We start from the raw sequence: 15,829 nt of genomic DNA, 5'->3' as shown, positions 1-15,829 counted from the left end.
TTTTGCCTCCTATCCATTACGCTGAGATTTTTTCAATGTTAACTAAGAAAGACTTATATTCAGGTGTCTGTGAATTTGCATCACCTAAATGTGGTGTTAACCCATTGGTTAAAAAGCCTTTTTTCGTTTGACCAGTGAAACCCCAGACAATAGGAACACCAATTGTCTCTACTTCTTTACCATTTACCATCAATGTTGGTAAACGTTTGGTCACTACTGCTTTAGCCTTAACATAGCCCCGGTTAGAGCTCACCTTGACAGTATCACCCAGTTTGATTCCCTTCTTATTGGCTAAGTTTTCACTCATCTCAATAAATTGTTCTGGCTGAGTAATCGCATTAATTCTTGCGTGTTGTGTCCAGAAATGGAAATGCTCAGTAATACTGTAAGTCGTTGCAACATAAGGGAAGTTTTCTGCCGTACCTAAACGAGCAAGGTCTTCCGGGAACACACGTGCAGCCGGGCTACTAATTTGTTTAGGATGTAGCGGGTTGGTACTAATTGGTGTTTCAAATGGTTCATAATGCTCAGGGAACGGACCATCAACCAATCTGTTAAGGCAGAATAAACCACCTAGTCCATCATTATTCATGATAAACGCACCGGCACCAGAACTTGGTGGTAAGGTTGCTGTAAAGTCAGGAATATCATTACCTGTCCAGCTGGAACCATCCCATTTAATAAGAACACGGTTTGGATCCCAAGGTTTACCGTTAGCATCAGCCGAAGCGCGGTTATAAAGTACCCGACGATTCATTGGCCATGCCCATGCCCAACCGGCATGAATACCTTTACCGGATGGATCGCTTGGATCTCGTCTGGCCATCTGGTTACCTGCTTCTGTCCAGCAGCCACAGAAGATCCAGATACCGCAGGAAGTTGTACCATCATCTTTCAATTGACCAAAACCACTGAGTAACTGACCTTTTTTAATCGTTACATTGCCGTTGGCATCTTTTAAATCAGCCAGTGCACGGCCGTTATAGTCTTTAGCTAACTCTTCAGCTGAAGGCTCATGTGATTCTTTATAATCCCATACCAGACTATTCATTGGTTCCTGACCTGGTCCGCCTTCTTCTGCATACAACTCTTTCATTCTTAAGAAAATACGAGAGATGATTTCCGGATCGTATTTTGCTTCAAATGGAGGTTTTGCTGCCGCCCAGTGCCATTGCAACCAGCGAGAAGAGTTAACAATCGTACCATCTTCCTCTGCAAAGCAGTTGGATGGTAATCGGAACACTTCTGTTTGAATCTTACTTGAATCAACATCGTTGGATTCACCGTGGTTTTTCCAAAACTCCGCCGTTTCTGTCGGCATAGGGTCGATGTTGATTAAGAATTTTAATTTTGATAAACCATCACGGACACTGTTTTTATCCGGGAAAGCCGCTAGCGGGTTAAAGCCCTGACAGATAAAGCCATTAGCATCACCGTCACGCATCATTTTACTAAATTGTAAAACGTCGTAAGTTTTATCCCATTTTGGTAACCAGTCAAAGCCCCAGTTATTCTCTTTAGTTGCTTTATCTCCATACATGGATTTCATGAAGCTGACAAAGAATTTAGGATAATTTGCCCAGAAGTTAACTTCTGTTGGACCAAATGGTTTTGGTGTTTTTTCTGCCAGATATTGCTCTAATGTAATTTGTGAATCTTTAGGTAAATCTAGATAAGCAGGTAAACGGTTAGATAACAGACCTACGTCAGTTAAACCTTGAATATTTGAGTGTCCGCGTAGTGCGTTAATACCACCACCCATCACACCGATATTACCTAGTATTAGTTGGATCATAGCAGCAGTACGAATAATTTGCGTACCATAACTATGTTGTGTCCAGCCTAGTGCATATAAGAATGTTGCTGCACGGTCATTAGTCTTAGTGCTGGCAAGAGAACGACAAACATGTAAGAAGTTATCAACTGGTGTACCGGTAATATTATTGACCACTTCAGGTGTATAGCGACTAACGTGTTGTTTTAATAGTTGCCAGACACTGCGTGGATGTTGCAAAGTGGCATCGCGAAGTGCATAACCATTAGCATCGGTTTGATAAGTCCAGCTGGATTGGTCGTACTGACGTTTTTCTGCATTATAGCCACTAAATAATCCATCTTCGACGTTGAAATCATAATCATCACGTACCAACAGGCTGGCATTAGAGTGAGTCACTAAATATTCGTGATTGACTTCATCATTAGTGATTAAATAGTTAATTACACCAAGCAGGAAGGCGATATCAGAACCGGCTCGGATTGGAACATATAAGTCAGCAACAGCAGCTGTGCGGTGGAATCTCGGGTCAACAGCAATGAGTTCTGCACCGTTGTTGATTTTGGCTTCAATTGCCCATTTAAACCCAACCGGATGCGCTTCTGCCGCATTACCACCCATAACGATCACGACATTCGCATTTTTAATGTCATTCCAGTTATTGGTCATAGCTCCACGGCCATAGGTTGCCGCTAAACTTGAAACAGAAGGACCATGGCACACACGAGCCTGAGTTTCAAGACTGAGCATACCCAGTGCACGTGCAACTTTAAAGGCTAACCAACCGGTTTCATTACTGGCAGCAGAAGTTACTAGCCAGCCAGTTGTTGTCCAACGATTAACCGTTGTACCCTGAGCATTTTTTTCAATAAAGTTTTTATCACGATCTTCTTTCATTAAGCGGGCAATACGATCAATGGCATCATCCCAGCTGATTTTTTGCCACTTGTCTGAACCTGGTGCACGATATTCAGGGAACTGAACACGGTTTTCACTCTTTATATAATCAAGTACACCGGCACCTTTAGGACAAAGTGAGCCTCTGCTTACCGGATGATCGGGATCTCCTTCAACATGGAAAATACTTAAGCGATTGTTAAGAGCTCCATCTCCGCGGCTATATAACAACAGTCCACAACCTACAGAACAGTAGGTACAGTTGTTACGAGTTTCTTTAGATTTGAGTAATTTATACTGGCGAGTTTGCGCGAGAGCAACGTTTGGAGCAAGTCCAAGGGTTGCTACAGTTGTGCCTGCCATACCACCAGCACAGATCTTAAAGAACTGTCTACGGTTAAATAGCATAAGGACTCCTTAAAAGTCTGACATTACATTATATACATTCATTGCTAGATTATTATTTTACTGAGATTAGAGTATCCCTATTATTATAGTTGTTAATATAATTAATCCTGTGTAAAAAATAAAGAATATTGAGATAAAATTCATTAAAATTTGATATGGATCAAATTTTTAAGGTGATTTAATTCACATCTCCGTGGAATCTCTGCCTTTATTGATAAAAAGTCAGTTCAGAAATTGTAAATTAATCATACAGAGAAGGCTCACCTTTGGGGCGAGTTTTAAAACGACGATGTAACCACATATATTGTTCAGGCGCTTGCAAAATTTCTTTCTCAATTGCCTTATTCATAAACGCAGCGGCAGCCGTCTCATCATCTTTTGGAAAGCCAACTAAAGCCGGCTGAATAACTAAAGTATAGCCTTTTTTATCTCTTTTAGGTGTAAAAGGGACAATATTAGGATCTGCCATTTTCACCAGAATAGAAGTACCAACTGTTGTTGCTGCTTTTTCAACGGCAAAGAAAGGGACAAATACACTATTTTTAGGACCATAATCATGATCCGGAGCATACCAGAGCATTTCTCCTTGTTTAAGAGAACGAATCATGCCTTTCAGGTTACGTCGATCGAGCATGTATTTATTTGATTTTAATCGACCTTTTATTTGTACATAATCCATCACAGGATTATCGTTTGGACGATAAACGCCAATACCTGGGCGGGCCAAGCCAATAATTCTTGCTCCAAGTTCCAGAGTTAGAAAGTGAATACCTACTAACAAGACACCCTGATTATGTTCCTGAGGTTCTAAGATATTTTCAACACCAATAGTTGTTGAATGTTTGGCAATTCTTCTATCTGACCAAAACCAGGCCATACCCGTTTCAAAGATCGCTATGCCAGTGGAAATAAAGTTTTCTCTTAGTAGTTGCGCTCTTTCCTGCTCTGATTTATCCGGAAAACATAATTCTAAATTTCGTGTTGCGATAACAACACGGCGCTTAGCAATTTTCATCGATAGCAATCCAAGTGTTTTACCAATTTGATAAATCACACCATAAGGAAGTAACACAAGCAAATAGAGAATACCAATACCGAACCACGTTAACCAATAACGAGGATGGAGGAGGCTCCGGCTAAATTTTGCATGAATTTCTTGAGTTGCTTTCATTATTCTTATTTTCTTAAAGTTCTCTGTATATTTTAAATATTAATTCTGACATAGCTTAATTATCTTTTATTACCAAAATATGCGCAACCCGTCACAAAAGCAAAAAATAGCTCCACCCAAATGATCAAGTGTTAATTATAATAACATATGTTAAATGAAATGAATTTTTCATTTTTATTTAATTATCTTTTTGATTTTTATTAAAAACAATTGAATTTTAAGCTAAAAATAGGATTCTGTGATTCTATTCACAAAAGAAGCAAAATTTGTGATGAAGTTATCATTGTTTTGTGCTTAAGCATAATAATAAAGGAAAATTAACGAGTTAAAATTGTTATTTTGCATGATGAAAATTGATTTTTTACTTTTATACTGGCTTAGAAAAGAAAATGATTTTTTGTTATAAAGAACATTAATTGATATTTTGTTCACCACTGATGCATTAACTTTATAGATTTTTTATTCGAGTTTTTAGGAGTGATAAATCATTATGGCAACTAAAATTGTATTTTTAGACAGAGAAACATTCCCGGCTGACATTAAGTTAAAATCTATTTCTCATCAAAATGAGATTATTTCGTACGATCATACCTCACCTGAACAAGTAGTAGAGCGTATTGCTGATGCAGATATTGTCATCACAAATAAAGTAAAAATTACTCAGGATATTTTAAAGCAGGCACGAAAATTACGCTTTATTGCCGTTGCTGCAACTGGGACTGATGTGATTGACTTGTTTGCTTGTAAGGAAAAAGGTATTCCTGTTTCAAATATTCGCAACTACGCTATTAATACTGTACCCGAACATACTTTTGCACTAATACTGGCTCTGCGTCGTAGTATTATTGCTTATCATGAGTCTGTACGGGCAGGCCGCTGGCAGGAAGCAAACCAGTTTTGCTATTTTGACTATCCTATCAAAAATCTGGCTAATTCGACTTTAGGGCTAATCGGTGATGGCGTACTTGGCAAAGCTGTTGCTGAAGTCGCAAAAGCATTTGGTATGAAAGTACTATTTTCTGCTTATAAAGGTGTTCCCAATATGGGGCCTTTATATACTCCGTTTGAAGATGTTTTAAAACACAGTGACATCATCTCTATTCATTGTCCTCTTACAGATTCAACCCGCAATATGATTGATGAGGCTGAATTCAATCAGATGAAGTCGACCGCTTTACTGATTAATACAGCCAGAGGAGGCATTGTCAATGAAGAAGCGCTTTGTGATGCACTCATTAATAAGGTGATTGCCGGTGCTGCGTTTGATGTCACTAAAAATGAGCCTCCAAAACCGGATGACGTCATCATGAAGCTGACCAATCTGTCTAATTTTATTCTTACACCTCATATCTCATGGGCAAGTTTTGAAGCCATTCAGTCTCTTGCTGACATGCTGATGGACAATATTGAAGCATTTTTATCTGGCACACCGCAAAACGTGGTGAATCCATAAGTCGTTGTTAACTATTTTAATTGATTAATTAAGGGGTTAAATATGTTTTTAGGTAAAGAAATACGTTTAAAAAGATTATTAAACAAGAAATCAGGCCGATTGCTGGCTATCACTATGGATCATCCGATTACACGCGGTGTTTTACCTGGTATTGGGAATATTCGCAAAGTAATGGGAGAAGTGGTTGCAGGTAAACCTGATGCCATAACGTTACATAAAGGAATTATTGAAAATGTCTACCCTCCGTATGCAGGGGAAGATATCTCCTTAATCATGAAAGCAACCAGCTACTCTATTCCTTACCACGAAGCGTTTGATACGCCAGTTGCTGATGTTGAAGAAGCAATTCGCCTTGGCGCAGATGCTATTTCTGTTGGTTGTATTATGGGTGGACCTGAACAGGCAAAACAACTGACTTTTTTAGGCCAGATTTCTAAGGCTGCGTCTTCTGCTGGTTTGCCGCTTGTCGCGCATATCTATCCAAAAGGCCCAATGATTAAAGACTCTTTTGATGCTAAAAACTTAGCTTATTGTACCCGTGCTGGTGCTGAGTTAGGTGTCGATATTATTAAAACCTTGTGGTCAGGCTCAGCAGAAACCTTTAAAGAAGTGGTTGATTGCTGCCCGACTATGGTCGCACTTGCCGGTGGTGACATGGGTAATGACCTGGTGAGCTTCTTAACCAATACACGTAAAGCGCTGGATATTGGTGTGGGTGGGGTGACTTATGGTCGCTTTGTCTGGCAGCATGAAACGCCAACAGCAGTAGTTTGTGCACTCAATGCATTAATTAATGATGATGCAAGTGTTGATCAGGCCGTTGCTATTTATAAACAAGCTGGTGGCAAATAACAATAATAATAGAGGGTAAGATTATGAAAGCAGCAGTATTATTCGCAGCAAACAAATTAAACGTTACTCAAATTGAAAAACCAGTTGCTGGTCCCGGTGATTTGGTAATCAAAGTCAAAGCTTCAGCAATTTGTGGAACTGATGGTCGTATTGTCACAGGCAAAAAAACCAAAGGTGTTCGCTATCCTTCCGTCATCGGCCATGAATTTTCCGGTGAAGTGGTTGAAGTGGGTACTGGTGTAACTAATTTTCAGTGTGGTGATGCTGTTGCAGTTGATCCGGTTATTCCTTGTTGTTCATGTGTTTATTGCCTTTCAGGTAAAGAGAATGTCTGCAAAAACCGTCAGGCGATTGGTTATGAGTTTGACGGTGCTTTCGCAGAGTACCTGCGTATTCCGGCGATTGCTTTAAAAACCGGTAATGTTTTCAAAGTTCCTCAAGGAATCTCTTTTGAAGCGGCTGCACTTGCTGAGCCTTTAGCGTGTTGTATCAACGGACAAAAAAATGTCGGGATAGAACTCGGTGACACTGTGGTAATTCTTGGCGCAGGGCCAATTGGCCTCATGCACATTATGCTGGCACGTTTATCAGGTGCTAAAACGATTATTGTCAGTGAGCTAAATGAAAAGCGTCGTTTAGCAGCGCTTGACTGTGGTGCTGACTTAGTTGTTGATTCCAGTAAAGAGAATTTGGATGAAAAAATTAAACAACTGACTGACGGTATGGGTGCTGATGTGGTTATTATGGCGATCGGTGTGCCTGCTCTGGTTAACCCAGCTTTATCTTTAGTGCGTAAAGGTGGACGAGTAAATCTGTTTGCTGGTTTCTCTGCCGGTGATATGTCAAATATCGATGTCAATCTTATTCATTATAATGAACTGAGCATAACAGGCGCAAGTGCGCTGAGCCGACAAGGCTATCAAACTGCTCTGAATCTTATTTCTTCCGGCAAAATCAATGTTGAAAAACTGGTAACTCACCGTTTCAAACTTGATGATATTAATGCTGCCTTTGCCTGTGCTTTAGATGGTGCTGCAATAAAAATCCTAATTACAAACGACGCATAATTTTAGCGTAATGAGTCTATTTGTAGTTCAGTTTTTATTGAAGACACGCTAAGGAGTCAGGCAATGAAAGAAGAAATCTATTTAGGGATTGATGCTGGTAGTAGTGGAGTAAAAGTCTGTGCTTTTAACCACCGGGGTGAGCTGCTTGGAAAGGCTTCCAGAGAAACTAAAATTATTTCTAAATCATCCAGACATCATGAGCTAGATCTTAATGAATATTGGGAACAAACCGTTGCAGCCATTAATGAGATGACCCAGAGGTTTGACAATATTGTTTCTATTGGTTTATCAGTGGCTTGCCCAACAATTGTTCTCCTGGATAAAAATAATAATCCGATTTGTAACGCTATCACTTATTTGGACGGGCGTTCTGAAGACTTTATTCATAAAACATTAGGTGAGAATAAAGAGCACGTTATGTCATTATCCAGTAACAGTCCAAGCCCTTCCTCCTGCTGGGTTGGAACCATTGGCTGGTTACAGAGTCAGCAACCGGAACTGATGAAAAAGGTCCATAAGATAGTTCTGTTCAATGGCTTTTTAGCGACACGCCTTGGCGGTAAAGCAGGTATCGATCCTACTCAAGCAGCTTATTCAGGAGCTGTGGTACTTGCCGGTGCGCCAAAATGGTCAAAAGAGCTCCTGAGCTATTGGAATTTTGACCATAGTTTACTGGCGCCGATTTATCCAAGTTTTGCTGTTGTCGGACGGGTCAGTGCGCAGGCAGCAAAACAGACGGGGTTAAAGCAGGACACAGCTATCACACTGGGTTCTGCAGATACAGCAGCAGCGGCTTTTGCTGTTGGGTTGATTGATGGTGGAACAGCATTTGAATCTACCGGTACATCTGGAGTGATTACCTTTTGCTTAGAAAAACCAGATTTTGATTCCCGCTTTATGAATCGTTATCACGTTGTTCCTAATCAATGGTTGGCACATGGTGCCATGTCAACGACCGGGGGGACATTTGGCTGGCTCAATAAGTCAGTCTGGCCGGAAATAGATAATCATGAAACGCTCGAACAATTAGCTCGTGAGTCTGAACCCGGAGCAAAAGGGTTAGTTTATCTACCTTATCTGGCCGGGGAGAGAAGTCCAATCTGGGACGTGAAAGCTTCTGGTGCATGGCTTGGCCTGCGTTTATCTCATACCCGTAGCGATATGATTCGGGCTGCGTTTGAAGGTACCGCTTTTGGCTTGCGTCAGTTAGTTGATATCGCCAGTAAAAAGTGGGGCATTAAGTTAGATGAATTACTTAGTGTTGGTGGTGGTTCGCGCAATCATCTCTGGACACAGATTAAAGCCGATATTTTACAGGTTGAGTACAGCATTGCTCAAACCAGTGATGCAGCAGCATTTGGTGCAGCAATGATCGGTGCAACTGGGGCAGGATATTTCTGTGGAGTGAACGATCCTGACCTCCCAATTATCAGAACGGAGGATATTCTTTTTAAACCGAATAAAGATAAAGCAATTAACGAAGTTTATGACAAACATTTTGGCATTTACAGTGCGTTATATCCAAATTTAAAAGAAACAATGCATAGCTTATTGTCGTAATACGATAAATAAGCGACTGGATTCGAGTTAATAAGTTAAAAAAATAAATCACCTATTAATGAGGGTAGTTATTATGACAAACATGAGTTCGATAAAACCGCAGACGAATTATCGTTGGGTTGTTTTAGCACTTATCTTTTTAGTTTATGCCGTTAACTATGCAGACCGAACAAATATTGGTGCCGTTTTACCTTTTATTATTGAAGAATTCCAACTTTCCAACTTTGAAGCAGGCTCTCTTGCCAGTATGTTTTTTTTAGGCTACGCAGTCAGTCAGATTCCGGCTGGTTTCTGGATGGCTAAGCGTGGTACCAGAGGGCTTGTGTCCTTGTCTATTTTAGGCTTTTCCGCTTTTACCTGGTTAATTGGTACAGCATCATCAGCATTTGCCATTAAATGGATCCGATTAGGTCTTGGTTTAACAGAAGGTCCGACGCCCGTTGGTTTAACCTCAACGATTAATAACTGGTTTCCTGCGAAAGAGAAAGCTACAGCAACGGGTGTCTATATTGCTTCAACCATGTTTGCGCCAATCATTGTTCCTCCGCTTGCCGTCTGGATCGCAATTACTTATGGCTGGCGCTGGGTATTTTTCTCGTTCGCAACACCGGGGATTATTCTGGCCATTATTTGGTGGCTTTTTGTTAAATCAAAACCGGAAGAGAGCCGTTTTGTTTCTGAAAGTGAAGTGAAATATATTCGTACCAGCGGCGCTACGGTAACGGTGGATAAACCTGTTGGTAATATTGTCGAAGGTAGTAAGTTCGCTACGCTGGATAAAATTATCCGTGTGAAAAAACTGACTCCGCTTGATACGGTGGGTAAAGTCTTTACCTCTAAGAATATTTGGGGTGACTGCTTAGCTTATTTTATGATGGTAAGTGTGCTATACGGTTTGTTAACCTGGATTCCGATGTATCTGGTTAAAGAAAAAGGCTTCTCTTTTATGGGAATGGGCTTTGTGGCGGCGATGCCATTTATTGGTGGCTTTATCGGTTCTATTTCTGGTGGCTGGATCTCTGATAACATCTTTGGTCGTCGTCGTAAACCAACCATGCTATTTACTGCACTGGCGACTGTTGTCATGATGCTGGTGATGCTGAATATTCCTGATAGTAGCGTCGCTGTTGCTGCCTCATTATTTTTTGTTGGTTTAATGTTAAATATTGGCTGGCCTGCATTTACCGCTTATCCGATGGGTGTAACCGATCAAAAAAACTATCCGATTGCCATTTCACTGATTAATAGTGGTGGTAACCTTGGCGGTTTTGCATCCCCGATGATTGCCGGATTCTTGCTTGATTCAACAGGTGCTTTTAGTGCTGTATTTACCTATTTTGGTATCTGTGCTGCTGTCGGATTTGTGTTAATTCTGATGTTGGATGAGCCAAAATAAATGGGTTTTGGAGTGGATGTAATATTTTAATTTATTAATGTTAATTTTTTATTGAGTAAGATTCTTGTACTAAAGGCTACTTATTGACGGAGTAGCCTTTTTTTAAGTTTAAATAAATCAATAGATTACATTTATTTAATAAAATCAAAGGGTTATGATTTGTAATTTATCCGCTTAACAGGAGATATCAACAAACTGAGCCGATAATGTACTGGCTAAATCTTGTGGAGATAGCTCTATTTCAAGCCCACGTTTGCCACCAGAAACAAACATGGTGTTATGTTCTTTAGCACTTTCATGAATAAGTGTAGGGAGGAGTTTCTTCTGACCGACAGGGCTAATGCCACCAACCAGATAACCCGTGATTTTTTGTGCTTGCACCGGATCTGCCATATCCGCATTTTTACAGTTAAGTGCTTTCGCTGCTTTCTTGAGATCTAAGCGACAAACAACAGGTAATACGACAACCGCCAGTTGTTTATTATCGCCATTGAGACTTATTACTAGTGTTTTAAAAATCTGTTCAGGCAGTATTTGGAGGCGAGTAGCCAGTTTTGCTACGGCCTCCTCTCCAAAATGTGTATCAGCGGTGTCATGCTGATATTGATGCACATTAAATACTACTTTTAACTTTTTGAGTAAATTAATAGCGGGTGTCATTAGGTTTTACCGGAATTGGCGTTAATGTGTAAAGCCGATAACAATAGCTGATTAAAAAGAAGTTTAAGAACAGACCAACAATATTTACTACCACATTCAAAATGAAGTTATCAGTAGTCAAATTACTTACCAGTGAGCTGACCACAATTAGTGCTACCAGCCAGATCCCAACCATCGGTAAAATCAGTTTGGCATAAGCTTTTGAGCGCTGAAAGCTCTCTCCAATCTTATTAAACAGAGTGGTTTGTTCTTTAGGCTCTATCAGGCAGGATAAAAAGACATTATAGACAATGGTATAGATAAACATACCAATTAGTAAAATGAATATCATCAACGGCGCAATCAGCATACCCACAACAGATAAACCAACAAAGAACGGAATACTGACAATCATAAATGTTAGTAGCTGTGGAATATGCGTTAAAGCTCTGCCAATTAGCTGCGGGATATTAAGTGTATCGCTATGAGATAAGTTAGCGATCATGGCCAGAATAATACTGGTACCCAACAAATTACTAATGACATACACGATCAACAAGCGAAATGCATAGCTGCCAAGAGCACTGACAATTTCCTGTTGCTGAGATGGTGATAACCTGGCTAAGGCTGACTGAACAGACTGTAATGAGAAGTCGCCTTGTGCAGCAGCAGTTTGCTGTAAAAATTGTTCTATCGGTTTTAGGATATCTTGATTTGGAATCACCATAAAAGTGATCATTTGCGTGATAATCGCCAGTATCAGCAGAATGATGAAAATTTGTAACAACCGATTAAAAATAAAATTCTTGGTATCAGAAAAAATGGCAGAGAATGATAATGGCATAAATTAACCTTTTAAATCATATTTATGTCGTGAGAAGTATTGATCATCACAATACTTCTCACTAAGTCATTAAGATTGTAATAGTGAAATATCAGCCACTTTTAAGAACAGCGCTTGTAAGTGGTTGAGCAGAGCCAGACGGTTCATTTTTAACTGCTGATCATCAACCATTACCATTACTTGTTCAAAGAACTGATCAACGGGTTGTCTGAGCGTGGCAAGTTCTACTAACGCTTCCTGATAGCGGCCAGCTTCAAAATAAGGTTCCAGCTTGTCATGAAGTACCACGACGCATTTAGCCAGTTCACCTTCAGCCCCTGCCTGGATTAACGAAGTATTAACTTTAACAGGTAACTCGCCTTCTACTTTAGACAGAATATTGGCTACACGTTTGTTAGCTGCTGCCAATGCACTTGCTGCTTCCAGCGTTCTAAAGTGGGTTACTGCTTTAACACGTGCATCAAAATCAGTCGGACGTGTCGGGTTACGTGCCAGAACAGCCTGAATAGTATCAATCGCATAACCTTGCTCCTGATACCAGGCACGGAAGCGGCCTTGCATAAAGTTAACAACGTCCTCAACTACGTTTTGATTTGTTAACTTGCTGCCATACAACTCAACAGCTTTTTCAGTCAGCGTTTGCAGATCAAGCGGTAGTGATTTTTCAACTAAAATACGCAGCACACCAATGGCAGCCCGGCGCAGAGCAAATGGATCTTTATCACCTTTTGGATGCTGGCCAATACCAAAAATTCCCGCTAAAGTATCCATTTTATCCGCGATAGCAACAGCGCAGGCAATTAAAGAGCCTGGTAGTTCATCGCCAGAAAAACGTGGCATATATTGTTCGTTAATAGCAACTGCGACTTCTGAATCTTCTTTGTCGTGGTAGGCTAAGTGCATACCCACAATGCCCTGAGTTTCCGGGAATTCAAACACCACATTAGTCATCAGGTCACATTTAGATAACAGGCCGGCACGTTTAGCATGTAGTTCATTTGCACCAATTTGGCTTGCAATCCAGCCAGATAGCTCTTCAATTCGAGCTGTTTTATCACGCAGGGTACCAAGTTGTTGTTGGAATAATACAGTTTCCAAACGTGGTAAATGGTCTTCTAAACGCTGTTTTAGGTCAGTTTTATAGAAGAATTCAGCATCAGCCAGACGAGGACGAACCACTTTCTCATTACCGGCAATAATTTGCATCGGATCTTTTGATTCGATATTAGTAACAAAAATAAAATTTGGGAGTAATTTGTTTTGTTTATCATAGACAGGGAAGTATTTTTGATCCCCTTTCATAGTATAAACTAAGGCTTCTGATGGGACAGCCAGAAATTTTTCTTCAAATTTAGCAGTTAATACTACCGGCCATTCAACCAGTGAAGTCACTTCTTCTACTAAACTATCAGTCAGATCGGCTTTACCGTTAAGTTTTGTTGCAGCAGCAGTCGCTTGCTCTAAAATAATCGCTTTACGTTTTTGGTAATCAGCGATAACTTTACCTTTCTGCTCTAAAATCTCCGGATACTCATCAGCGTGAGAGATAGCAAATTCAGCTTCTCCCATAAAGCGGTGACCACGAATGATGTTACCTGATTCAATACCTAAAATGGTCCCTTTAATCAATTCAGATGCATATAGCATTGTCACGGTATGAACCGGACGGATGAATTGAATAGACTTATCACCCCAGCGCATTGCTTTTGGAATAGGAAGCTTATCCAGCGCAGTTTTTACCATATCAGCAAGCAGCTCAGTAACCGGCTTACCTTTTTGGTTTAATGTGTAAGATAGCCATTCACCTTTATCGGTTTGCACGCGTTCAGCCTGATCAACTGTGATACCACAACCTTTAGCCCAGCCTTGTGCAGCAGGCGTTGGGTTACCACTTGCATCAAATGCCTGAGCCACCGCCGGACCACGTTTGACAATTTGCGTGTCTGGCTGTGTATCATTTAGCGCTAACACTTTTAAAGCTAAGCGGCGCGGTGATGCGTACCAAAGTACCTCGCCATGTTCGATACCAGCGTTATTTAATTGATCAATGAGATTAGCTGAGAAGCTTTCTGCCAGCGTGCGTAGTGATTTTGGTGGTAGCTCTTCTGTGCCGATTTCAACTAAGAATGTTTGTTGCATGACTATTTCTCCTTACTCGTTCTTTGGCACATTGGGAATCCTAGTGCTTCTCGGGAAGCATAATAAGCTTCGGCAACAGATTTGGTTAACGTACGAATTCTTAAAATATAACGTTGACGTTCTGTTACAGAGATCGCTTTACGTGCGTCAAGTAAGTTAAAACAGTGTGCTGCTTTTAAAATACGTTCATAAGCCGGTAGCGGCAGTGGTTTTTCCAGCTCAAGTAAGTGTTTGGCTTCTTTTTCATACTGATCAAAACAGTAGAATAGGAAATCAACATCGGCATATTCAAAGTTATAAGTTGATTGCTCAACTTCATTTTGATGGAAAACATCACCATAAGTGGTTACGCCAAGTGGACCATTACTCCAGACCAGATCGTAAACGCTATCAACACCCTGAATATACATGGCTAGGCGCTCAAGTCCATAAGTAATTTCACCAGTTACTGGCTTACATTCAAGTCCACCAACTTGTTGAAAATAAGTAAATTGTGTCACTTCCATACCGTTAAGCCAGACTTCCCAGCCCAGTCCCCAGGCACCAAGAGTTGGGTTTTCCCAGTTATCTTCAACAAAACGGATGTCGTTAATAAGTGGATCTAGGCCTAACGCTTTTAGTGAGCCCAAATAAAGTTCCTGAATATTGTCAGGAGAAGGCTTAATAATCACCTGAAACTGATAATAGTGTTGCAAACGGTTAGGGTTCTCACCATAGCGCCCATCAGTTGGACGACGTGACGGTTGCACATAAGCGAGCGCAATTGGCTCAGGCCCGATTGCCCGCAGGCACGTCATTGGATGAGATGTGCCGGCACCCACTTCCATATCAAGTGGTTGAATGACAGTACATCCTTGATTTGCCCAGTAATCCTGTAATGTCAGGATTAATCCTTGAAATGTTTTAACATCGAACTTTTGCATGATGATTGTCTATTATCTGATGAATAATGAATGATAAATTAATCCCTTATTCTATACTGTTTATTATTCAATAAGGAAGTGTTAATCTTAACAGATTGGTGCTTTTCCGTGAAAATTATTCGAATCTAGGATAGAAAATGACAAAAACGATTAAACGTTGTAGCTGGGTATCAGATGATCCAATTTATATTGAGTATCATGATAAAGAATGGGGCAAGCCACAACACAGTAGCATAAAGTTATTTGAGAAGATTTGTCTGGAAGGGCAGCAAGCAGGGCTTTCATGGATTACGGTACTAAAAAAACGTGAGGAATATCGTCGTTGTTTTTTCAATTTTGATCCTAAAAAAATCATCAAAATTGAATCTATTGAGCCAATGATGGAAAATAAAGGTTTGATTCGTAATCGCTTAAAACTCAATGCCATTATTAAAAATGCTAAGGCTTATTTAGAAATGCAGAAAAATGGTGAAGATTTTGCCGAGTTTATCTGGTCTTTTGTGGATAATAAAACCATTGTTAATCACTACAAAGCGATGAAAGACGTGCCTGCCAGTACCGAGATTTCAGATAAAATGTCAAAAGCCTTGAAGAAAAAGGGTTTTACCTTCGTTGGTTCAACCATCTGTTATGCATTTATGCAATCGATGGGGTTGGTTGATGACCATTTTGAAGAGTGTTTTTGTCGTCAGAGTAAGTAATATAT

General features: G+C 40.3%; 12 protein-coding genes. 6 read left to right on the top strand and 6 right to left on the bottom strand.

All coding sequences use genetic code 11. From position 1 onward, the window contains the following. Positions 1–16 precede the first annotated feature (16 nt). Positions 17–3,079: a formate dehydrogenase-N subunit alpha gene (fdnG, locus tag IPMB12_RS11715; RefSeq protein WP_166917589.1), complete on the bottom strand. Its 3,063-nt coding sequence runs from the start codon at positions 3,077–3,079 to the stop codon at positions 17–19. Between the two features lie 241 nt (positions 3,080–3,320). Beyond that, positions 3,321–4,250, bottom strand: coding sequence for a Kdo(2)-lipid IV(A) acyltransferase (locus IPMB12_RS11710; protein WP_166917588.1), 930 nt, complete (start codon positions 4,248–4,250; stop codon positions 3,321–3,323). Positions 4,251–4,740: 490 nt separating this feature from the next. Between IPMB12_RS11710 and IPMB12_RS11705 the strand changes: the two genes are divergently transcribed. The 5 genes from IPMB12_RS11705 (at position 4,741) to IPMB12_RS11685 (ending at position 10,578) form a co-directional block, all read left to right on the top strand. Further along, positions 4,741–5,703: a D-2-hydroxyacid dehydrogenase gene (locus IPMB12_RS11705; protein WP_166917587.1), complete on the top strand. Its 963-nt coding sequence runs from the start codon at positions 4,741–4,743 to the stop codon at positions 5,701–5,703. A 42-nt stretch (positions 5,704–5,745) separates the two neighbouring features. Beyond that, a complete protein-coding gene (locus IPMB12_RS11700) occupies positions 5,746–6,555 on the top strand; it encodes a class I fructose-bisphosphate aldolase (RefSeq protein WP_166917586.1) in 810 nt (269 codons plus the stop codon). Between the two features lie 23 nt (positions 6,556–6,578). After that, the gene (locus IPMB12_RS11695) at positions 6,579–7,622 is read left to right on the top strand and encodes a zinc-dependent dehydrogenase (protein ID WP_166917585.1); all 1,044 of its coding nucleotides are present in this window, start codon (positions 6,579–6,581) and stop codon (positions 7,620–7,622) included. Between the two features lie 63 nt (positions 7,623–7,685). Then, positions 7,686–9,182, top strand: coding sequence for a xylulokinase (locus IPMB12_RS11690; RefSeq protein ID WP_166917584.1), 1,497 nt, complete (start codon positions 7,686–7,688; stop codon positions 9,180–9,182). 73 nt (positions 9,183–9,255) lie between these two features. Further along, on the top strand, positions 9,256–10,578 hold the full coding sequence (locus IPMB12_RS11685; protein WP_166917583.1) for an MFS transporter: 1,323 nt from the start codon (positions 9,256–9,258) through the stop codon (positions 10,576–10,578). A gap of 174 nt (positions 10,579–10,752) precedes the next feature. On the opposite strand, the gene ybaK is transcribed toward IPMB12_RS11685, so the two are convergent. The 4 genes from ybaK to glyQ all read right to left on the bottom strand — a co-directional run bounded on the left by ybaK (position 10,753) and on the right by glyQ (position 15,123). Continuing rightward, positions 10,753–11,238: a Cys-tRNA(Pro) deacylase gene (gene ybaK / locus IPMB12_RS11680; protein ID WP_166917582.1), complete on the bottom strand. Its 486-nt coding sequence runs from the start codon at positions 11,236–11,238 to the stop codon at positions 10,753–10,755. After that, positions 11,222–12,061 carry a YciC family protein gene (locus IPMB12_RS11675; RefSeq protein ID WP_166917581.1) on the bottom strand — a complete coding sequence of 280 codons (840 nt, stop codon included), beginning with the start codon at positions 12,059–12,061 and terminating at the stop codon, positions 11,222–11,224. The genes ybaK and IPMB12_RS11675 overlap by 17 nt, the downstream gene beginning before the upstream one ends. Positions 12,062–12,130: 69 nt before the next feature. Further along, the gene (gene glyS, locus IPMB12_RS11670) at positions 12,131–14,200 is read right to left on the bottom strand and encodes a glycine--tRNA ligase subunit beta (protein WP_166917580.1); all 2,070 of its coding nucleotides are present in this window, start codon (positions 14,198–14,200) and stop codon (positions 12,131–12,133) included. 2 nt (positions 14,201–14,202) lie between these two features. Then, positions 14,203–15,123, bottom strand: a complete 921-nt coding sequence (glyQ, locus tag IPMB12_RS11665; protein WP_166917579.1) for a glycine--tRNA ligase subunit alpha — start codon at positions 15,121–15,123, stop codon at positions 14,203–14,205. Positions 15,124–15,260: 137 nt separating this feature from the next. On the opposite strand from glyQ, the gene IPMB12_RS11660 reads away from it, so the two are divergent. Then, positions 15,261–15,824, top strand: coding sequence for a DNA-3-methyladenine glycosylase I (locus IPMB12_RS11660; RefSeq protein ID WP_166917578.1), 564 nt, complete (start codon positions 15,261–15,263; stop codon positions 15,822–15,824). Positions 15,825–15,829 lie beyond the last annotated feature (5 nt).

Source organism: Zophobihabitans entericus (genome assembly GCF_011745665.1).
In the GTDB taxonomy this organism is placed as follows: domain Bacteria; phylum Pseudomonadota; class Gammaproteobacteria; order Enterobacterales; family Orbaceae; genus Zophobihabitans; species Zophobihabitans entericus.
Note: the sequence above shows the minus strand (reverse complement) of the source record. Positions and strands in the feature narration are given on the sequence as shown.

Excerpts from the sequence above, each read along its gene's own strand:
- IPMB12_RS11705 (WP_166917587.1), top strand. The coding sequence starts at position 4,741 with ATGGCAACTAAAATTGTATTTTTAGACAGAGAAACATTCCCGGCTGAC.
- IPMB12_RS11690 (WP_166917584.1), top strand. The coding sequence starts at position 7,686 with ATGAAAGAAGAAATCTATTTAGGGATTGATGCTGGTAGTAGTGGAGTA.
- IPMB12_RS11685 (WP_166917583.1), top strand. The coding sequence starts at position 9,256 with ATGACAAACATGAGTTCGATAAAACCGCAGACGAATTATCGTTGGGTT.
- glyS (WP_166917580.1), bottom strand. The coding sequence starts at position 14,200 with ATGCAACAAACATTCTTAGTTGAAATCGGCACAGAAGAGCTACCACCA.
- IPMB12_RS11710 (WP_166917588.1), bottom strand. The coding sequence starts at position 4,250 with ATGAAAGCAACTCAAGAAATTCATGCAAAATTTAGCCGGAGCCTCCTC.
- IPMB12_RS11695 (WP_166917585.1), top strand. The coding sequence starts at position 6,579 with ATGAAAGCAGCAGTATTATTCGCAGCAAACAAATTAAACGTTACTCAA.
- ybaK (WP_166917582.1), bottom strand. The coding sequence starts at position 11,238 with ATGACACCCGCTATTAATTTACTCAAAAAGTTAAAAGTAGTATTTAAT.
- IPMB12_RS11675 (WP_166917581.1), bottom strand. The coding sequence starts at position 12,061 with ATGCCATTATCATTCTCTGCCATTTTTTCTGATACCAAGAATTTTATT.
- fdnG (WP_166917589.1), bottom strand. The coding sequence starts at position 3,079 with ATGCTATTTAACCGTAGACAGTTCTTTAAGATCTGTGCTGGTGGTATG.
- IPMB12_RS11660 (WP_166917578.1), top strand. The coding sequence starts at position 15,261 with ATGACAAAAACGATTAAACGTTGTAGCTGGGTATCAGATGATCCAATT.
- glyQ (WP_166917579.1), bottom strand. The coding sequence starts at position 15,123 with ATGCAAAAGTTCGATGTTAAAACATTTCAAGGATTAATCCTGACATTA.
- IPMB12_RS11700 (WP_166917586.1), top strand. The coding sequence starts at position 5,746 with ATGTTTTTAGGTAAAGAAATACGTTTAAAAAGATTATTAAACAAGAAA.